The 20,669-nt window shown below is 49.2% G+C and carries 17 protein-coding genes; 4 read left to right on the top strand and 13 right to left on the bottom strand.

Going from position 1 to position 20,669, the window contains the following annotated elements:
* Nucleotides 1-5: 5 nt before the first annotated feature.
* Nucleotides 6-1,940, bottom strand: a complete 1,935-nt coding sequence (locus B5F07_RS20595) for a glycosyl hydrolase family 18 protein (RefSeq protein ID WP_087163076.1) — start codon at nt 1,938-1,940, stop codon at nt 6-8.
* Between the two features lie 119 nt (nt 1,941-2,059).
* Nucleotides 2,060-2,296 carry a hypothetical protein gene (locus tag B5F07_RS20590; RefSeq protein ID WP_087163075.1) on the bottom strand — a complete coding sequence of 79 codons (237 nt, stop codon included), beginning with the start codon at nt 2,294-2,296 and terminating at the stop codon, nt 2,060-2,062.
* Nucleotides 2,297-2,829: 533 nt separating this feature from the next.
* Between B5F07_RS20590 and B5F07_RS20580 the strand changes: the two genes are divergently transcribed.
* Nucleotides 2,830-3,549 (top strand): adaptor protein MecA, encoded by a 720-nt coding sequence (locus B5F07_RS20580; protein ID WP_087163073.1) that lies wholly within the window; start codon nt 2,830-2,832, stop codon nt 3,547-3,549.
* Nucleotides 3,550-3,619: 70 nt separating this feature from the next.
* Here B5F07_RS20580 and B5F07_RS20575 read toward each other — a convergent pair whose 3' ends face one another.
* The 5 genes from B5F07_RS20575 to B5F07_RS20550 all read right to left on the bottom strand — a co-directional run bounded on the left by B5F07_RS20575 (nt 3,620) and on the right by B5F07_RS20550 (nt 9,028).
* The gene (locus B5F07_RS20575; RefSeq protein WP_087163072.1) at nt 3,620-5,077 is read right to left on the bottom strand and encodes a UDP-N-acetylmuramoyl-L-alanyl-D-glutamate--2,6-diaminopimelate ligase; all 1,458 of its coding nucleotides are present in this window, start codon (nt 5,075-5,077) and stop codon (nt 3,620-3,622) included.
* Entirely contained in the window at nt 5,074-5,910 is an 837-nt protein-coding gene (gene dapF / locus B5F07_RS20570) for a diaminopimelate epimerase (RefSeq protein WP_242972616.1), read from the bottom strand. The genes B5F07_RS20575 and dapF overlap by 4 nt, the downstream gene beginning before the upstream one ends.
* Before the next feature lie 13 nt (nt 5,911-5,923).
* A complete protein-coding gene (locus B5F07_RS20565) occupies nt 5,924-7,102 on the bottom strand; it encodes a trans-sulfuration enzyme family protein (RefSeq protein WP_087163071.1) in 1,179 nt (392 codons plus the stop codon).
* A gap of 42 nt (nt 7,103-7,144) precedes the next feature.
* Nucleotides 7,145-7,351, bottom strand: coding sequence for a DUF1858 domain-containing protein (locus B5F07_RS20560; RefSeq protein ID WP_087163070.1), 207 nt, complete (start codon nt 7,349-7,351; stop codon nt 7,145-7,147).
* A gap of 582 nt (nt 7,352-7,933) precedes the next feature.
* On the bottom strand, nt 7,934-9,028 hold the full coding sequence (locus tag B5F07_RS20550; RefSeq protein ID WP_087163068.1) for a C40 family peptidase: 1,095 nt from the start codon (nt 9,026-9,028) through the stop codon (nt 7,934-7,936).
* 344 nt (nt 9,029-9,372) lie between these two features.
* Between B5F07_RS20550 and B5F07_RS20545 the strand changes: the two genes are divergently transcribed.
* The 3 genes from B5F07_RS20545 to rbr all read left to right on the top strand — a co-directional run bounded on the left by B5F07_RS20545 (nt 9,373) and on the right by rbr (nt 10,979).
* Nucleotides 9,373-9,768 carry a Fur family transcriptional regulator gene (locus B5F07_RS20545; RefSeq protein ID WP_087163067.1) on the top strand — a complete coding sequence of 132 codons (396 nt, stop codon included), beginning with the start codon at nt 9,373-9,375 and terminating at the stop codon, nt 9,766-9,768.
* Nucleotides 9,769-9,805: 37 nt separating this feature from the next.
* Nucleotides 9,806-10,348 carry an NADH peroxidase gene (locus tag B5F07_RS20540; protein ID WP_087163066.1) on the top strand — a complete coding sequence of 181 codons (543 nt, stop codon included), beginning with the start codon at nt 9,806-9,808 and terminating at the stop codon, nt 10,346-10,348.
* Between the two features lie 94 nt (nt 10,349-10,442).
* Nucleotides 10,443-10,979 (top strand): rubrerythrin, encoded by a 537-nt coding sequence (rbr, locus tag B5F07_RS20535; RefSeq protein WP_087163065.1) that lies wholly within the window; start codon nt 10,443-10,445, stop codon nt 10,977-10,979.
* Nucleotides 10,980-11,119: 140 nt separating this feature from the next.
* Here rbr and B5F07_RS20530 read toward each other — a convergent pair whose 3' ends face one another.
* The 6 genes from B5F07_RS20530 to ileS form a co-directional block, all read right to left on the bottom strand.
* On the bottom strand, nt 11,120-11,365 hold the full coding sequence (locus B5F07_RS20530; protein WP_087163064.1) for a GIY-YIG nuclease family protein: 246 nt from the start codon (nt 11,363-11,365) through the stop codon (nt 11,120-11,122).
* Between the two features lie 94 nt (nt 11,366-11,459).
* Nucleotides 11,460-12,269, bottom strand: coding sequence for a M23 family metallopeptidase (locus B5F07_RS20525; protein ID WP_087163063.1), 810 nt, complete (start codon nt 12,267-12,269; stop codon nt 11,460-11,462).
* Between the two features lie 68 nt (nt 12,270-12,337).
* On the bottom strand, nt 12,338-13,324 hold the full coding sequence (locus B5F07_RS20520; protein ID WP_087163062.1) for a SpoIID/LytB domain-containing protein: 987 nt from the start codon (nt 13,322-13,324) through the stop codon (nt 12,338-12,340).
* Nucleotides 13,325-13,396: 72 nt separating this feature from the next.
* Complete coding sequence (locus B5F07_RS20515) at nt 13,397-14,344, bottom strand: hypothetical protein (RefSeq protein ID WP_087163061.1); 948 nt, start codon at nt 14,342-14,344, stop codon at nt 13,397-13,399.
* A 10-nt stretch (nt 14,345-14,354) separates the two neighbouring features.
* Nucleotides 14,355-16,829 (bottom strand): glycogen/starch/alpha-glucan phosphorylase, encoded by a 2,475-nt coding sequence (locus B5F07_RS20510; protein ID WP_087163060.1) that lies wholly within the window; start codon nt 16,827-16,829, stop codon nt 14,355-14,357.
* 4 nt (nt 16,830-16,833) lie between these two features.
* Nucleotides 16,834-19,989: an isoleucine--tRNA ligase gene (ileS, locus tag B5F07_RS20505; protein WP_087163059.1), complete on the bottom strand. Its 3,156-nt coding sequence runs from the start codon at nt 19,987-19,989 to the stop codon at nt 16,834-16,836.
* Nucleotides 19,990-20,669 lie beyond the last annotated feature (680 nt).

Below are 20,669 nucleotides of genomic sequence, written 5' to 3'. Positions count from 1 at the left end.
GCAGATCAGTTGATATACTGAATAATCAGATCCCAGACGGCTGAAGTCTCCATTCCAAGGCTCCACTCCGCAACGCCTGCCAGATTGTTTGCCTTAATCACTTTGAGTTTTTCTTCCAGAGACTTTGTATCTTCAAGCCATATCTTATAAGTTCCTCCATCCGCTTCCCACTGGGCGTAATTCTGCTTTGTCGTGTCGTCCCACTGCAGAGACGCTCCGGCATCAGCCACCGCTTCTGCAGCGTCATCCATATTCAGCGCCCTGCTTGACACTTTATTCGGATAGGATGCCGCTTCCGTTCCTTCCTCCTCTGCCAGCTCTTCTTCTGTCTTAGGAGTCTCGAACCACAGCCGGGTGTAAAAAGGAACTCCTGCGACCAGTTTCTCCGCCGGAACGGACTTCAGTGCTTCTGTAATCCCGTTCTCGAGATAACCGATCGACGCAACAGAACCCGCTTCATAAGAACTGTCGGTATGCTCGTCATATCCCATAATCATCACGTAATCCGCAACATTCCCCTGTTCTTCCAGGTCATAATGCCGGTTATAGGGCTGCGGGACATAATTATCCACAGAAAAGACCAGTCCGTTCTGCCGGCACTTCACGGAGAGTTCTCTCACAAACTGAATATAGTGAACTCCGCAGTCCGATGAAATCAGCTCAAAATCAAGATTAATTCCATCCACGCCCGCCTCAAGGGCAGCCGCAATCACCTGATTGATCAGTCTTGTGCGCTTTGAGGTATAACTCAGCACCTGATAGGTCTCATCGTAAGAACTGATTCCCCCGTGGAAATCTCGCAGCACCGCCCACACTTCCAGATTCGACTGGTGCGCATAATTCACATAATCCGTGTCCGCGATGGAAGTCAGATTTCCGTCTGTATCCGCAATGCTGAACCAGGTCGGAGCGATCGTGGTCAGTCCTTTTGTACCGGCTATTGTCTGAAGGATATAATTGTTCGCATCCGAATTCGAGACATTGTGCCATGCCATATTAATTGTATAGTTCTTGGAGATATTCGTATATACAGGCTCTTCAAACTCTCTGGATATGGTTTCCGTCTGAATCCCGCGAAGCGCCCCTGTCCTGACATATCCCACAAAACCGTCTGCTGTAGCCACTTTCATCCAGCTGTCCTCATCCTCCAGGACAGTCACCTTATCTGATTTCTTCACTTCTGTGAGGATCGGGCTCTTCACGCCTCCCTGATAGCGAACTGCCGTATCGCGTCTCAGTTCCGCCGTCTGAACCTCTCCCCACTCAGATGTGATCACTGCCCTGGAGGGGTCCTCATACACGGAATACTCCATGTTTGTATACTCCTGGATAAACGGAAGTGCAATATATGCTGTCTTCCCTTCTGTTTTCAGAATAACATAATCCGCGCTCTTTGCTTCTGTTATTTCTGTGTAATCGCTGCTTCCAACCTCTACTGAAACATTTCCCTGAGGCAGAGTGTACAGCAGGATATTTTCATTGGAATCCCAGTAAAATCTCTTGTTAATCTGACTGCGGACAACAGAATATTCTATATAATACTGCCCGTCATATATCTTTCCGGGTGCAGGTGACGCTTCACTGCCGTCTTCTGCATCCTTCCGCCTGATCACCTCGTTATTGATTACAACAGCAAGGTCGTTGGTCTCCTCCAGCCCATAATATTGTCCTCTGTCGGCTTCTTCGTTCGATGAACCGTACCTCTGCCAGATAAAGAATCCTCCCACTGCTGCAAGAATCAGAATAATCAGGATCGCCCATCTTATTACGGTGTTTCGGCGGCGGCGTCTTGCTCTGCTGCTTCTTTTCCGGGGCTTCTTCCCGCCCGGACCAGTCCTGTTTCCCGATCTCTGGGTATTTCTGTCAGGGTACCTTCTGTGCGCATTCTCTGAACTTCCGCTCCGCGGATGCCCGGTACCCCTTCTTTCTCTTTCGTCCATGCCGCACCTCCTTATCAGGAATTATTATATCAATATTTCTTTCATACGTCATTAATAATTTACCTGTTTCAGAAGATTTTAAACATCCTTAAGAAATACACAATTTTTCCGTCCGGCAGTCAAGGGGTAATCTCTGCCTGTCTGTAATGATTGATATTGACAAACGAAAGGCGCTCTATGTTTCCTTCCGGGTTAATGACATAATCTCTCATATATGTGCCTTCTTCTTTAATCATATGCGCTGTCACAATCTGCATGGGGCTCGCCTGATATCCGTCTATCCGCATATCAACACCTTCCTCTTCATATTTCTCCAGCTCCGCATATAATTTTCTGTAAACTTCTTCCGTCTTCATCCTTTGTATACTCCTTTCCCTGCGGTTCCCGATAAACCAAAAGTCCTCCGCCGCAGATATGACCATAAAAGGTATTCGTGACATACTCTGGATACAACCCGGCGGAGAGGAAGACAGTACTCATCCGCAGCGGACTTTTCTTTAAAATACGTTTTCGTTTCCCTGTAACACTGATCTCTGCCCGGATCATCGGGCAACTGACGTTCTCATTCTGCCTGACGCGAAACGCATATTTACGTCTTCACGGTCAGAAAATAGAAATGCAGTTTTTCTTTTCCTCCTTTCGCATATACTCTGTTTATCAAGGAATACTATCTTCTGTAAGAGCCATTATAGGAGCGGTATATGCAGTTTGCAATGTGTTTTTTGTTGGTAAGTGGGTGGGATTTGTTGATAACGTAAAAGTATTATAAACTCTCACGCTTTTTCTTTACATCTATTTATTTTTTGTTTATACTAACAGGGAGAAGATATGCCCGGTAAACACAAACTGTCTGCCGTGCATAGTATCTTATATATAAGGATGTGATCATATGAAAATTGAAAAGCTCAATGAAAATCAGATTCGCTGTACACTGACGCATGCTGATCTGGCAGCACGCCACCTGAAACTGAGTGAGCTGGCTTATGGCACAGAGAAAGCAAAATCTTTATTTCGTGATATGATGCAGCAGGCATCTTTTGATTTCGGTTTTGAAGCGGAAAATATTCCCTTGATGATAGAGGCCATTCCGGCATCTTCGGACTCCATTGTCCTGATTATCACAAAAGTAGAGGATCCGGAGGAGCTGGATACCCGTTTTTCCAGGTTTACCCCTGCCGGCGATACAGATGCTGTCAACTCGGAAGCCCTTGAAAAACTGCAGGGTGCAGACGAATTTTTCAACCTTCTGAACAAAGTTAAAGAGGCGGCTGCCGAAGTCAGGACGCCTGCGGCAGAGAATCAGGAGACAGCGCCTTTCTCGATCCGGATGTTTTCTTTCGAGGATCTGGACGGAGCCATCCAGGCATCCCGGCTTGTGGCGCCTGTATATGAGGGTGCCAACACCCTGTACAAGGACAGGGAAAACGGAATGTTTATCCTTGCGCTTGCCCCCTCAGATCATTCGACAAACGAGTTCAACCGGATATGCAATATGCTTTCCGAATACGGCTCGCCGGAGAAAGCCAGCTCCGCAGTTCTCGCATTTCTTGAGGAACACTGCGAGATCGTCGTGTCAGCGGACGCGGTACAAAAGTTATCAACAATTTAAATACCATAAAAAAGAACCGGCAGTGGAGTTTTCCACCGAGCCGGTTCTTTTTTCACATTTTTCACAGTGGTTATTTTGTCTTCAGATAATCCGACACTACTTTTTCCTCTGAGAAAAAGTATTTCACACCTTTTATATCCTGATATTCCTCATGTCCCTTTCCGATCAGAGCTACAATATCATCTTTTCCACAGTTATCCAGAAGATAGTGGATTGCCTTTTCGCGGTCCATGATGATCTCATATTTTCCATGGTGGACATTCAGCCCGCGGATAATATCTGCGTTGATATCATCCGGATCCTCAAAGCGGGGATTGTCAAGTGTGATAATGGTAAGATCCGCATACTTCGCCGCGATCTCTCCCATATCATAACGGCGCTGTTTCGGACGGTTTCCTCCGCCGCCGAACAGGCAGATCAGCCGCTTCGGATGATAAGCCTTCAGCATCTTGAGCAGACTCTCCATGCTCAGTGCGTTATGCGCATAGTCAATGATAAATGTCGTAAAATGGGAGGCATCCTGAAGAAGCTGCGTTCTTCCCTTCACTTTCACTTTCCGGAGCGCCGATCCGATTACCTCCGGATCCACTCCCATAAGGAAAGTAATTCCCGATGCAATCAGGGCATTTTCCACGTTGTAGCTTCCCGGCATATTCAGGACCATATGCTCCTCGAATTTTCCCGACACATCAAAGGTAACGCCGAGAAGTCCCGGTTCCCAGATGTTATTGATATTGCGTCCCATGAAGTCCGCTTCATGTTCCAGGGATACCGTATAAGGGTTGGAAGCCTCTGCCGTAACCTCTTTCCAGTGAGGGGAATCAATATTGATGACAGCCGTCTTCGCCTGGCGGAAAAGCAGAGATTTGCAGTGCATATACTCCTCAAAGCTCTCGTGTTCCCCCGGTCCGATATGGTCCGGCGAAATATTCAGAAACGCCCCGTAATCAAACTCGATTCCCGCTGTACGGGAAAGCTTCAGTCCCTGGGATGAGACTTCCATGACAACGCACTGGCAGCCGCACTCAAGCATATGGGCGAAAAGCGAGTGGAGCTCATATGACTCGGGAGTAGTATTCTTCGTAGCGATCTTTTCCGCGCCGACAAAAGCGCCGATTGTTCCGATCATGCCGACTTTATACCCGGCTTCCTCCAGAATTCCTTTCACCATATGAGCAGTTGTGGTCTTCCCCTTTGTACCCGTCAGACCGATCATGGTCATATGTTCCGCCGGATAGTTGAACCATGCAGCGGAGATATAAGCCAGCGCCTTTCTGGAATCATCCACCTGAATGACTGCAGTTCCCGGATCTTCCGCCGGAAGGTCCTCCACAATGATGGCTGCCGCCCCTGCCTGAGCCGCATTCTGAATATACCGGTGTCCATCTGTCTCAAAACCTTTCAGACAGACGAAAAGGGATCCCTTCTCCACCTTTCTGGAGTCATATGCCACGGAGGTTATCTCCGGATTCTCCTCTCCGCTGATCTGGCGGTATGTCACTTTACTGAGCAGATCTTTTAATCTCATAAGTAAAACTCTCCTTCAAATACAACGTGCGACGGTCCGGTCATATGCACGATATCCTGGTCATCCCACTCAACATGAAGCACGCCGCCGGGCTGTTCCACATCAACAGAACGGCCGCACAGATTCAGCATATTGGAAATCACAACCGCCGAACAGCAGCCTGTTCCGCAGCCGATGGTCTCTCCGGTGCCTCTCTCCCACTCTCTGATTCTGATATGGGAATCATCCACAACCTGTGCAAAGGTTACGTTTGTACGGCGGGGGAAACACTCCAGATGCTCTGCCGCCGGTCCGTACTTCTCTATATCCAGATCTTCCAGGCTGTCTACATAGAGAACCGTATGGGGATTGCCCCACGAAAGCGATGACGCCCGGAACACTCTGTCCACAACCTGAAGCTGCCGGTCAATAAATGTCTCTTCCTCTGTGATCACCGGTACTTTCGCCGCGCGGAGCTCCGGTTTTCCGATCGCCGCAGTGATATTGACAACCTCGCCGTTCTCCACCGTCAGGTCCACCGTCTGGTTTCCTCCCAGTGTCTCGACTGTAATTGTCGTCTTGTCTGTCATATGGTGGTAGTAGGCAAACATTGCCGTGCTGCGCAGGGCATTCCCGCACATCTCCGCCTCGGTTCCGTCCGGATTGAAAATCCGCATACGGAAATCACACACTTCAGACGGGCAGATCAGTACCATCCCGTCCGAACCGATCCCAAAATGCCGGTTGGACATTTTTTTTGAAAGTTCACCCAGATTATCCAACTGCTGGCTGATGGCGTCAATATAGACATAGTCATTGCCAAAAGCCTGCATTTTCGTAAATTTTATCTTCATAATTATACACTCACTATCCTAACGCCTGTTTCAGATCTGCTATGATGTCGTCCGGGTCTTCGATTCCGATCGAAATCCGGATAAACCGCTCATTAATTCCCAGCTTCTGTCTGATCTCATCCGGGATCGACTCATGTGTCTGGGTAAGCGGATATGTAACAAGTGTCTCTGTTCCTCCAAGGCTCTCCGCGAACAGAATCATCTTCACTTCCGAGAGGAGTCTGTGTGCCGTCTCCTCACTGTCGAGCTCAAAGGAAATCATGCCGCCAAAGCCGGTCGCCTGGCTCAGATTGACCTCATATCCCGGGTGATCTTCAAATCCCACATAATAGATCTTTTTCACCTTCGGGTGATTCCGCAGCCACGCAGCGACCTTTTTGGCATTCTCATTATGTCTCTGCATCCTCAGTGAGAGGGTCTTCAGTCCGCGGATGATCAGCCATGAGTCAAACGGTCCCAGGCCGTTTCCGCGTGATTTCATCTGACCGCGGAAATGCTCTGCCAGTTCCGGAGTCTTCACAACAGCGATCCCTGCGATCACATCATTGTGCCCGCACAGATATTTTGTGCCGCTGTGGACAACAATATCCGCCCCAAGAGTAAGAGGTCTCTGGAAATACGGCGTCAAAAATGTATTATCAACCACAAAATAAGCCCCGTTCTCTTTGGCGATATCCGCGATTTTGCGGATATCTGCCACTTTCATCATGGGGTTTGTCGGAGTTTCCACGAATATCATCCTGGTAGTGGGACGTATCGTTTTCTTAAGGGTCTCAAGATCTGACATCTCCACATAGGTAAATTCACAGCCGAGATTGCTGAAAATCTCTTCGCAGATTCGGAATGTTCCTCCATAGATGTCATCGGAGAGAATCACATGATCTCCTCTTTTCAGGAGACCGAACAGGCACATATTGGCAGCCTGTCCGCTTGTGAAAGCAAACGCCTCGGTTCCTTCTTCCAGGATCGCCATCGTACGCTCCAGTTCCTGACGTGTCGGATTCTGCAGCCTTGAGTAGTCATAACCGGTTGATACGCCAAACTTTCTGTGACGGAACGTTGCCGTCTGAAAAATAGGAAAGCTGACCGCTCCGGTTATCGGATCACATCCCAACCCTCCATGAACTACCTTTGAGTCGAAATGAAGATCCTCTTTCAAATCATAGGACTCATAATAATTGTCGTTTATCATATTCTCTTATCCTCCACGTAAAACTGCCGGGGTCTCCTGTTATTACTGTGCCGCATTCATTGCCGCATTGATCTTCTCCACCAGAAGATCGCTGTCGATTCCGTGAACCATGGCAGCTTCTTCCAGTGTCTCCATCTGGGATGCCGGGCATCCGAGGCAGTGCATGCCGATCTCCATCAGGATCGGAGCGCACCCCGGGAAAATATTCAGTAATTCACCAATCTTTGTATCTTTAGAAATCTGTGCCATTTCTGTTTCCTCCTTATTAAATAAATTTATTTTTCAATGCACTTTATTATAAGCCCTGCCCTCTAAATTATCAACCTCCTTTTTTTATCTGAATTTTCTGACAGGTCATATCTGTTTTTTCCGTTTTTCTGCCTACTCAAAAGTCAAGAATTTTGCTGATTTTTTTCGACATTTTTTCAATTTCATTACAACTCACCAAAACGTCCGTTCTTTTTTTCCACCTGAGTAATTCACCAAATTCACATGTTTTTATGTGGATAATGTGGATAACTTTTCAAAAAGGCACGTTTTTTCCACGTTTTTTTTATTTTTGAGTGTGGATAAGTTGAAAACTTCTTTTTTTTCACTTTCGACTCATTTTTACAATTTCGAACATTTTTGTGCATTTTGTATATTCCGGAAAAATTTTATGTCGAACCCTGCGTATAGGAACAGAGTCAGGATTTTTCAGATATTTCTGTCTGTTTCCGAGACTGTTTTCAGAAAAAAACAGGAGACACCTGCCCCGGCCTGCAGAGCAGTTTCTCCCGTTATTTATCATTCCGAATCTCTCCTTGGATTACTCCCGGACACAGCCCCTGTTCAAAGTACTCTTCTCACTGCAACAATGCCGGTGTAAGTCGCACTGCAGATCCCGATCCCTTTTTCTTCATTCATGGCGTTGACAATCCTGCCATCTCCCATGTAAAGACCTACATGCCCTTCATACAGGATCAGATCACCTGGCTGCGCCTCCTCATAGCTCACCGCATATCCCGCGGACCGCATCGCTGATGAGGTCCGGGGAAGGCTTATGCCAAAGTGTGCATAGACCGACTGGACAAATCCCGAACAGTCCGCGCCGTCCGTCAGGCTCGTTCCTCCCCAGACATAGGGATTCCCGATAAACTGGCAGGCATAGTCGATCACTGCCTGTCCCGCTGACGCTGAGGCTGCCGCAGCAGCTGCCGCTTCTGCTTCCTGCTCCTCTCTCTGACGCTGCGCCTCCTCCTCGGCAAGGCGCTGTGCTTCTTCTTCCTTCGTCTCCCCATAATTATAGGAAGTTTCTGCTGTCACATACTTCCCGCTGACCCATCCGCTGATGCCGGATACATCCACCGGATACCATCCGTCAACCGGATCTCCTGTTGCAATATACTCCTCACCCTGACTGATCTGCGTCAGGATCTCCGTATCCGTTCCCTGACCTGCCCTCACATTGAGGCAGTACGCTGTAACGGTCACGGTGTTTCTCTCATATTCCCGGGCACAGTCCCGGGCGGCCTCGCCGGTAATCAGTGCGTCTTCCGGAACATATCCTTCCGCATTCCCGGAACGGATCTTCGTCCATCCGTCCAGATACTCAAGCACCTCCACCGCAGAATCACTGTAAAGCTTGCCGACCCAGTCACTGTTCTCATCCGGGGCACTTCTGATACAGGTATAATCTTCCGTATCAGAAAATGCCATATTCAAATACTCTCCCGTTTCTGTTGGCACCAGATAGAGATTAATATTATCTTTCACTTCTGTCTCATAACATTCTTCCAGTACCGTCTCGATTCCTGCGACCGGTACAAAGGACTGCTCTCTTTCTGCCTCCTCCGCAGCCGAAACCGTCATCGCGCTCCCCGGAACCATCACCATTCCTGCCAGTGCAGATAGGATTATCTTTTGCCTGACACGTCTTTTCTCCATATAAAACCTCCTAGTATTTATGCCTTTATCTTTTGTGGGAAGTTTTAAATGTTACATATTTATTAAATTTGTTACGCTGATATTATATCAATGCTTATGCGTAATGTCAACAGATTTTATAGTTTTTTCATATACATACCTCGACATCATCAATGATAATACAGCATTTTTCAGCACGCTTCGCCCAAATCTGTTAATTATTTTGTAACATTTCGGGATTATTATTCCCCGTCCGGAATTTTTTCACTTTTTTTTGTTTTAAGGGTTGACATCGATTACAAAATGTATTATATTCTAATTACAGTAATCGTTACTATTATTGTTTCATGAAAGGGGGATTCCCATTGGCAGCTATGAAGTACAGCAGGCAGCGAGAATCCATCAAGCACTATCTTGCGGAAACACATGAGCATCCGACAGCAGACCAGGTATACATGCACGTGAAGAAAGATTTTCCGAATATCAGTCTCGGCACAGTATACCGGAACCTGAATCTTCTGACAGACATCGGAGAAGCCGTCAAGATAGCGACTCCCAACGGCGGTGACAGATTTGATGGAAGAGTCGAGCCTCACAATCATTTTCTCTGCACCAGGTGTGGACGGTTACTGGATCTGGAACTTGATATGAAGAGCCTTGAGGAAGTCAATCAGCTCGCCGCGAATAATTTCGACGGCATCATAGAATCCAGTTCCACCCTGTTTTATGGCGAATGCAGTGACTGCATTAAAAAGTCATAACAATAAAATTCATCAAAAAGAAAAGGAGACGAAGAACATGAAAAAATTTGTATGTACAGTATGCGGTTATGTTTACGAAGGAGAAGCTGCTCCGGCTGAATGTCCGGTATGCCATGCACCGGCTGAGAAATTCAAAGAGCAGACAGGCGACAGAGAGTGGGCTGCTGAGCACGTTGTAGGAGTAGCAAAAGGCGTAAGCGAGGATATCCTTGCTGATTTAAGAGCTAATTTCGAGGGAGAGTGCTCCGAGGTTGGTATGTACCTGGCTATGGCAAGAGTTGCCCACAGAGAAGGCTATCCGGAAATCGGTCTGTACTATGAGAAAGCTGCTTACGAAGAGGCTGAGCACGCTGCTAAATTTGCCGAGCTGCTCGGAGAGGTTGTTACAGACAGCACAAAGAAGAACCTTGAGATGCGTGTAGAGGCTGAGAACGGCGCTACAGCAGGAAAGACTGATCTTGCTAAACGTGCAAAAGCAGCTAACCTTGATGCAATCCATGACACAGTACACGAGATGGCTCGCGACGAGGCTCGTCACGGCAAAGCATTCGAGGGACTTCTTAAGAGATACTTCGGCTAATTTCGAAAGAAATACTTTCATTGATTTCAAAAGAAATATTTTGGCTGATTTCAAAATAACAGGATGAACATTCATCAACACAGGAGGTGCGTATATGTCTAAATATGCAGGAACAAAAACAGAAAAGAATCTGATGGAGGCTTTCTCCGGAGAATCCCAGGCCCGCAACAAGTATACATTCTATGCTTCTGCTGCGAGAAAAGCAGGGTTTGTACAGATGGCCAACATCTTCGAGGAGACTGCAGGGCAGGAGAAAGAGCATGCCAAAATGTGGTTCAAAGAGTTCCACGGAATCGGAACGGTAGAGGAGAATCTTGCCGATGCCGCTGCCGGCGAGAACTATGAGTGGACGGATATGTACAAGAGAATGGCTGAGGAAGCCGAGGAAGAAGGTTTCCCGGAGCTGGCGGCAAAATTCCGCGGCGTAGCCAAAGTTGAGGCAGCTCATGAAGCGCGCTACCAGAGACTGCTTGACCACTTCCGTTCCGGAGAGACTTTCAAGGGAGAGGCTCCGCTGGGATGGAAATGCGGAAACTGCGGCTATATCTACGAGGGCGAGGAAGCTCCCGAGGTATGCCCGGTGTGTGCTCATCCGAAAGCATATTTTGAAAGAAAAGCTGAAAATTATTAATAACCGGGATTGATTCATCCCTCCACTGCCGCGGGCAGCGCCCGAGACGGCAAAAAAAAGGACCGGACATTCTGTTATGAACACAGAACGTCCGGTTCTTTTTTTGCCGCATCCTTTTTTCTTCTGCCGCGTCCTTTTGCCTACCCCGCCTTTCCGATCAGCCTGAGCTTCTCCATGCGGCTCATGTGCTTGATCTCGTATTCCCGGCGCATGGCTTCATTCTTTGTCTCGTAAGTCTCATAATACGCCAGTCTGACCGGCCGGCGGGACTTCGTATATTTTGCTCCCCTGCCGTCGTTGTGGTCTCTGACCCGTTTCTCCAGATTGTTGGTCCATCCCGTATAAAGACTGCCGTCCCGGCACTCCAGCACGTACGTGTAATTCATGCAAACACCTTTTCCTTCGTGATTCACCTTGTTCTTGTTCCGGGGTACGCCGGTACAACTATCATACATCAAACGAGAGATTTTTCCAACACCGCTACTCCATATAATTCATGGGATCAACCGGCTCTCCGTCTTTGAGAATTTCAAAATAAAGGTTCGGTCCTTCCACACTGTAGTACTTTGTAGGTTCCGCAAGAGTTCCCAGAGTCCCGCCTGCCTCCACATAATCACCTGCGGCAACCGGAACATCCGTCAACTGCCCATACACAGCGCTGTAACCATTTCCCATATCCAGCGTTACCGTCATTCCTGTCTGGGCAGTTTCCTCTATGGAGGCCACAATCCCCGCCGCTGAAGCGCGGATTGTCTCTCCGACCTCACCGCCGATAATCATGGCAGGGTTATACTTATACTGTTCCAACGTCTGGAAGAATACCGTGTGATCCATACTGTAGCTGATCAGAACCGCGCCGCTTGCAGGCCATGCAAGGGTGCTTTCCTCGCTGAACCAGACATCCGATGTCCTTCCGGATGCATTTGTCTCATTCGCGGTATCTGTATTCTCTTCCGGCGTCTCTGCGGCAGTCTCCGGTTCTGTGCCGTTCTTTCCCGCCTGTGCCTGGCTGCCTGTATCCGTGCCTGCTGCGCCGGAACCGCCGGCGGAATCTCCCGTTTCGCTGTCATTTTCCGGAAGAATAATATCATCTGTCGTAGTCGCTTCGCTGTTGTCTTCTGTAAGCTTTTCCGCCTGTTCTTCTGCTTTTGCCACCTGCTCGTCAATCTGTTTCTGATAGTTGTTAAATGTATATGCCCCAACTATCGCGATGACTGCGACGAAGCAGATCACAATTCCCACAGCGGCGCCTTTTCCCCTGAAAAAGGATGGTCTTTCATTCTTATTCATAATCATCACCTCTGGCAGTATTTTTGCCAGAAACGAGAGATGTTATTCTTCTTTTTTATAATTCTCTTTCAAACAAGAGAGGTTTCCTGAATCTCCGTATTCAGGACCGTTCCCTCATAGAAAAACCGCAGAATCTCCGCATAGTTTTTCCCTTCTTTTGCCATCTCATCCGCAGTCCACTGGCTGAGCCCCAGGCCGTGCCCTTTCCCCGTGGTCGTAATCTGCAGCTTTCCGTCCTGTTCGCTCAGGGAAAAGCATGACGAGGGAAGGCCAAGGGCATCCCGGAACTGATCCCCTGAGCAGACCGTATCCCCGATCCGCATCTGCATGACGTATCCCGCGGAATCACAGGAACAGATCTCAAAATCTGCAAATGAATATCCGTTTTCCGCCTGTTCCTTTCCTCCCGCTGCCACCAGAAAATCGCGGCACGCTTCCTGCACCTCGCAATATTCAAAGGTAAAAAGCTGAATCTCTCCGTCAGCCTCCTTGTCCAACGGACATTCTCTCACAGCCACATACGGATACTCCTCCGTCCCCAGGACTTCCGCCGAAGACCGTGTGGAACCGTTGCTTGCCTGAAAATAGGGAAGCCAGGCATAGCTGTCATTGTACAGCAGCACATCGTCGTCCGTCTCTTCCACAGCCCGGACATATTTTTCATAGTAAACGGCAAAGTCAGCGACCGACCATTTCTTCTCCATCTCACTCCGGGTCATATACTCCTGCGTCAGCACTTTGTCCGCCGAAGCTTCCAGCTCCCGGTACAGATTCGTGCGGATAATGACCGCCTGTGCCTTTAATGCTTCCGGCTCATAAGTCTCCGGCATTTCTTCTGCCAGGATTCCCGCCAGATACTCCGTCCAGCCGACCTCCCCCGTCACCTCTGCGCCATGTCCGTTTTTTGTTTTCACCGTAACATAGGTCTCTTCCTCTCCGCCCGCCAGAATATCCGTCCCATTCACAAACACAGATACAATGTATGGAAGCAGAATGAGAATAATCAGGAATGCCGCAAAAGACTTCACCTTCTGTTCCACATAATATCTTCGCATAAAAACAGCCCTCCATACTGTATCATATGAAGGGCTGTGCCATGTTAGAATTGTTTCTGAAACAATTCCTGTTTATTCATTCTGATTCGAACCGTCACCCGGAGCAAACTCCTGCTCTGATCCGGTATCCGAAGCAGATACAGGCGGTTCCGGATTCACCGGCGGCACAGGATTCGCCTGCGCTTCCGGGTTCACCGGCGGCACGGGATTCGCCTGCGATTCCGGGTTCACCGGCGGTTCCGGGTTAGCCTGCGCTTCCGGGTTCACCGGCGGCACGGGATTCGCCTGCGGTTCCGGATTCACCGGCGGCACGGGATTCGCCTGCGGTTCCGGGTTTACCGGCCGTACCGGCGGAACCGGCGGAGGTGTAATCTGCGGCTCCATCCCGGGATTAAACTCTTTATTTCTCATAACAAAGAAGCAGATGGACTCATACAGCGGAACCACCGCCGAGAGCACCGCATGGACCACCGCCATGCTGCGGGAAGTAAACCTTCCGTAGATCTGCACGTTGATCAGCACGCAGAGAGCCGCATACACTCCCTGGTAGAGAACAGCTGCGATCATAAAGATGATGCTGAATACCAGAATCATCATAATCGTTCCGACTCCCATTGCAGATCCGTAATAGGATCCGTAGGAGAGCGCCGTACCGACGCCCAACACGCCCAGAATAACCGAGTAGGCCACCGAGGACACGACTCCCGCTATAATCGGGAGCACCAGTTTCCAGATTCCCGGATTGCGGATCGGGCGCGTCTTAAGCCCGATCACTCCGGCAGCTTCGCCCTGCAGGTAGGCTCTTGCGAAAGGAATAAACGCAAGCCACGGATACGCCATCCCCATGCGCTTTGCGATTGTGTAAAGCCCAACCGCATGGAAGATATAACTGACAAGCCAGAATATAACCCACAAAGCGATTACTATCATGAGAATTGACATGATTGCCGCATAGAATGAATCTGAAATATCATAATAACCGATCGGATAATCATACGCATATTCATAACCGTATCCCATAACCAGCCTCCTATTCTTCCGGTAAGGATTTAACCTCCACCTTTTCCAGTTTCCAGATATCTCTTACGTACTCTTCAATGGTTCTGTCGGAAGAGAACTTGCCGCTGCATGCTGTCTGCATCATCGCCATTCTGGACCATCTCTGCTGGTCTCTGTACGCCTCTTCCACTCTCTTCTGTGCATCCGCATAGGAACGGAAATCCTTAAGGATAAAATACATATCCGCCCGGTCAGTATCCTGGGTATTGAGCAGGGAATTATAGAGGTTCTTGTACATATTATGGTCGCCGTGGGAATAGGTGCCGTCCATGAGCTGATCCACTACTCTCTTTAACTCCCAGTCATTAAAGTAGATATCCTGCGGATTGTAGCCGCCGTTGTTCTCATAATTGATAACTTCCTGCGAACTCAGGCCGAAGATAAATGCATTCTCCTCGCCCACTTCCTGTACGATCTCTACATTGGCCCCGTCCATCGTTCCCAGTGTCGGAGCGCCGTTGAGCATGAACTTCATGTTTCCTGTTCCGGAAGCCTCCTTGGAAGCTGTGGAAATCTGCTCGCTGACATCCGCTGCCGCGAAGATGATCTCTCCGTTGGACACGCGGTAATCCTCGATAAATACAATTTTCAGCTTTCCGTTGATGCTTCTGTCGTTGTTGACTACTTCTGCTACCGAGTTGATCAGCTTGATCGTCTCTTTTGCACGGAGATATCCCGCTGCCGCCTTTGCACCGAAGATAAATGTTCTCGGATAGAAGGACATCTCCGGGTGCTCCTTGATCTGATTGTACAGATACATGATATGAAGGATATTCAGGAGCTGGCGTTTATACTCGTGCAGACGTTTTACCTGCACATCGAAAATCGAGCGGGGATCCACATCGATGCCGTTGTGCTCTTTAATATATTTTGCAAGGCGGACTTTATTCTTATACTTGATCTCCATGAACTCCCGTCTTGCATTCTCATCCTCCACGTAGGGTTTGAGCTTCGCGATCTGGGAGAGATCCGTGATCCATCCGTCCCCGATCTTATCGGTGATCCAGTCAGCCAGGAGCGGGTTGCCATGGGCAAGGAAACGTCTCTGGGTGATACCGTTTGTCTTATTGTTGAACTTCTCCGGCATCATCTCATAGAAGTCTTTCAGCTCCTGTTTCTCCAGAATCTCCGTGTGGAGTTTTGCCACGCCGTTTACAGAGAAGCCGGCGATAATCGCCATGTTCGCCATGCGCACCTGACCGTCCATGAGGATCGCCATTTTTCTGACTTTTTCCTCATTGCCCGGATACATCTCGCGGACTTTGATGAGGAAGCGCCGGTCGATCTCCTGAACGATCTGGTAGATACGCGGCAGGAGGCGGGAGAACAGGTCGATGGGCCATTTTTCAAGTGCCTCCGCCATGATCGTATGGTTCGTGTAAGCACATGTCTTCGTCGTAACGTCCCATGCTTCCTCCCAGCTCAGTCCCTCTACGTCGATCAGCAGACGCATCAGCTCCGGAACCGCCACTGTCGGATGGGTATCGTTCATCTGGATAACAACCTTTTCATAGAGCTTGCGCACATCGCTGTGTTTCTTCTTATATTTCGCAATCAGAGCCTGAAGGCTTGCGGAGATGAAGAAATACTGCTGTTTCAGACGGAGCTCTTTTCCGGAATAGTGATTGTCATTGGGATAGAGCACATCCACGATCAGCTTCGCCAGATTCTCCTGCTCCACTGCCTTATGATAATTTCCCCGGTCAAACTCATCCAGGCGGAAATCTGTAATCGCCTTTGCATCCCAGACACGGAGAGTATTGACAACATGGTTGCCATATCCCACGATCGGCATGTCGTACGGAATAGCCAGGACGGATTCATAGTTTTCCTGGATGAATTTGTCCTTGCCCGTAACCGGATCCTTCTCAAAACGGATGTTTCCGCCAAAGCGTACTTCCTTTGCATACTCTTCTCTTCTCAGTTCAAAAGGATTGCCTTCCTTGAGCCAGTTGTCCGGCACTTCCACCTGATACCCGTCACGGATCTCCTGTTTGAACATTCCGTAGCGGTAACGGATTCCGCATCCGTATGCAGGATAGTTCAGTGTTGCAAGGGAATCGAGGAAACATGCCGCAAGACGGCCGAGTCCTCCGTTTCCGAGCGCCGCATCCGGCTCCTGGTCCTCGATCACATTCAGATCCAGTCCCATCTCGGCGAGCGCTTCTTTGACTTCCTTGTATGCGCCCATGTTGATCAGGTTGTTCCCGAGGGCACGGCCCATAAGGAACTCCATGGACATATAGTATACCGTCTTTGCGTCCGCCTTGTCATAGGCCTCCTGGGTTGCGAACCAGTCGTCAAAAATAACATCCTTCACAGCATAGGAAACCGCCTGGAAAAGCTGCTGAGGCGTCGCCTCTTCAATGGTCTTTCTGTACAGGGTTCTTATGTTGTCCTTTACGGTCTCCTTAAATGTTTCTTTTTCAAATCTTTTGTTGAACATTGCTTTATTTTCCTTCCTTTTCCACGCCCATTGTAACCGCTTCACCGTTGATCTTCCACTCCTTTACATAACCGGCCGGCTGCGCTTTTACGACCTCGTCGGCAAGAACTTCCCCGCCGATCTGAGCGCTGTTCTTCGCAAATACGGCTTCTGCCTTTTCGGTTCCGTCGTAGGTCACGCGGATCCTGTCCATAACTTCAAAATCCGCTTCCTTTCTCATGGTCTGGATCTTGCTGATGATCTCGCGGACAAAACCTTCCTCAAGGAGTTCCGGTGTCAGGTTGGTGTCGAGAACGACGGTGATGCCGTTGTCATTTTCAGAGACATATCCTTCAATCTGGGCAGTATCAATCAGCAGATCCTCCCGGAAGAGCGTGATCTCCTGACCGTTCACATCAAGCTTCAGGGAACCGGTCTCATTGATCTCGTCCATCGCCGCATTTCCGTCAACGCTGTCCAGTGCAGCCTTGATGCCTCCTAACATTTTACCATACTTCGGCCCCACTGTCTTTAACTGTGGTTTAAAACTATATGAAGTAAAGTCACGGACATCTTCCGTAAATTTAACATTCTTCACATTCAGTTCATCTGCCACGATATCCTGATAGAACTCCGGCAGCGTGAATCCCGCCTTCACAAACATCTGTCCGATGGGCTGGCGGTTCTTGATGTTGGACGCATTTCTGCAGGCGCGGCCCATAACTACAAGTTTCAGGACATGATCCATATTCGCCTCAAGCTCCGGATCAATCTGTGCCTCATTCACCTCCGGGAACATGCACAGATGGATGCTCTCCGGCGCGTCTTTGTCAATGCTGCGCACAAGGTTCTGATAGATCTCCTCGGTCATGAACGGGATCATCGGCGCCGCTGCCTTGGAAACTGTGACAAGCGCTGTATAAAGGGTCATGTAGGCGTTGATCTTATCCTGCTCCATTCCCTTTGCCCAGAAACGCTCGCGGCTTCTGCGGACGTACCAGTTGCTCATGTCATCCACGAACTCCTGAAGCGCACGCGCCGCCTCCGGAATCCGGTAATTTGCCAGATTGTCGTCAACGGATTTCACCATCGTGTTCATCTTGGATAAGAGCCACTTATCCATAACAGAGAGTTTATCATACTCCAGTGAATATTTTGTGGCGTCGAACTCATCTATATTCGCATAAAGGACGAAAAATGCATAAGTGTTCCAGAGAGTACCCATGAATTTTCTCTGTCCCTCTGTCACTGCCTTGCCGTGGAAACGGTTCGGAAGCCAGGGAGCGCTGTTGATATAGAAATACCAGCGGATCGCATCCGCGCCGTAAGTCTCAAGGGCCTCAAAGGGATCCACCGCATTTCCCTTGGACTTGCTCATCTTCTGGCCGTTCTCATCCTGCACATGTCCCAGGACAATAACATTCTTATACGGCGCCTTGTTGAAGATCAGCGTAGAGATCGCCAGCAGGGAGTAGAACCATCCTCTCGTCTGGTCCACAGCCTCGGAAATAAAGTCCGCCGGGAACTGCTCTTCAAACAGCTTCTGGTTCTCAAACGGATAGTGATGCTGTGCGAAAGGCATGGAACCGCTGTCAAACCAGCAGTCGATGACTTCCGGTACACGGTGCATCTCTTTGCCGCACTTCGGACACCTGATCGTAACCGCGTCGATATACGGACGGTGAAGCTCGATATCATCCGGGCAGTTGTCCGACATTTCCTTGAGTTCCGCGATGCTTCCGATGGAATGCATGTGGCCGCACTCGCACTCCCAGATATTCAGAGGTGTTCCCCAGTAACGGTTCCGGCTGATGCCCCAGTCCTGAACGTTCTCGATCCAGTCACCGAAACGTCCCTTTCCGATACTCTCCGGAATCCAGTTGATCGTATTGTTGTTGGCAATCAGGTCGTCCCTCACCGCAGTCATCTTGATAAACCAGGACTCGCGCGCATAGTAGATCAGCGGCGTGTCACATCTCCAGCAGTGGGGATAGCTGTGTTCAAACTTCGGCGCGTCAAAGAGAAGTCCTCTCGCATCCAGGTCTTTTAACACCTCCGGGTCTGCCTTCTTCACGAAAAGTCCGGCAAACGGTGTGGACTCCGCCATATTTCCCTTCTCATCGACAAGCTGCACAAACGGAAGATCGTATTTTCTTCCCACGTTCGCATCGTCCTCACCAAAAGCAGGCGCGATATGAACGACTCCGGTACCGTCTGTCAGCGTAACATATGTGTCGCATGTCACATAGAACGCCTTCTTGTTCTGCTTTGCAGCAGCGTCCGCCGCACACTGGTAAAGAGGTTCGTACTCTTTTCCTTCCAGGTCTGTTCCCTTGTATGTCTCAAGGATCTCGTAAGCCGGTTTTCCTTCCTCTCCCAGTTTTCCGAGCACGGTGTCAAGCAGGGCGCAGGCCATGTAATAGGTATATCCGTCTGCTGCCTTCACCTTTGCGTAATCCTCATTCGGGTTCACGCAGAGAGCCAGGTTGGACGGCAGTGTCCAGGGCGTCGTGGTCCATGCCAGAATGTAGGCGTCCTCGTCTTTTACCTTGAATCTGACCACTGCAGAGCGCTCTTTTACATCTTTGTATCCCTGCGCCACTTCCTGGGCAGACAGAGGTGTTCCGCAGCGCGGGCAGTAGGGAACGATCTTGAATCCTTTGTAGAGGAGTCCTTTATCCCAGATCTGCTTTAACGCCCACCACTCGGACTCGATAAATGTGTTGTGGTATGTGACGTAAGGGTGTTCCATATCCGCCCAGAAACCGACTGTGGCGGAGAAATCTTCCCACATGCCCTTGTATTTCCAGACGCTCTCCTTACATTTCTCAATAAACGGCTCCACGCCGTACTCTTCGATCTGGTCTTTTCCGTCCAGACCGAGAGATTTCTCGACCTCAAGCTCCACCGGAAGGCCGTGGGTATCCCATCCTGCCTTTCTCGGAACCATATAGCCCTTCATAGTGCGGTATCTCGGGATCATATCCTTGATTACCCTGGTCAGCACGTGTCCGATATGGGGTTTTCCGTTCGCTGTCGGAGGCCCGTCATAAAAAATGTATTCCGGGCATCCCTCTCTCTCTTCAATACTCTTCTGGAAGATGTGGTTATCTTCCCAGAACCTCTCGACTTCTTTTTCCCTGCCGACGAAGTTCATATCCGTGGATACTTTTTTGTACATCTTTTTCTTCCTTTCTGTGGGTGCCCGGCGCAGCCATGTGTCGATTGCGGGCGCGCTCTCGCTCGGGACGGAACGCAGCGGTACTAAGACCGCAAAAGACGCGGTCTAAGTGCCGGCGTTCCTTTACGGCCCTTAATCGACACATGGCTGCGCCGGGCCTGTCCCAGAACGGAAGTGCAATCAAAAACGAGGGGAGACGGAAGTTTTGAAATGTCAAAAAGGCTTCCGTCCTGTAAAAGGACGAAAGCCTTGTGTCTCTCTCGTTTTAACCACCTGTTACATCATACTTGAACGTTAGCCTTTAGATATGGATAGAAAAATTCAAACGTTCGCATATGGTATCCTCTAACGCGGGATCTGCGTCAGCCCTTACGCGCTGATGATACATTGTTTGGGGGCTGCGGCTCGGGAGTGATCTTCAGATATGTCCTACTGATACCGGACTTTCACCGTCTCCGGCTCGCTGAAATGTTCGGGTAAATCCTACTGTCTCCGTCGTAGCTTTTGCTTTTCAATTTATCCGCCAATTATTATAATAAAGAAACCCCTTGTTCGTCAAGGGGTTTCTGTCCTTGAGTTTCCGCAGAATTATCCCCCTCAGATATATCTGCCGCCTTTTGTTATTCACAACTTTCAAAAAATGGCCAAAATATAAGGAATCCTGTTCCTTTTTGATGTAA

The organism is Lachnoclostridium sp. An169, assembly GCF_002160525.1.
Lineage (GTDB): Bacteria > Bacillota > Clostridia > Lachnospirales > Lachnospiraceae > Mediterraneibacter > Mediterraneibacter cottocaccae.
This window is presented reverse-complemented; position numbering and strand designations above follow the sequence as displayed.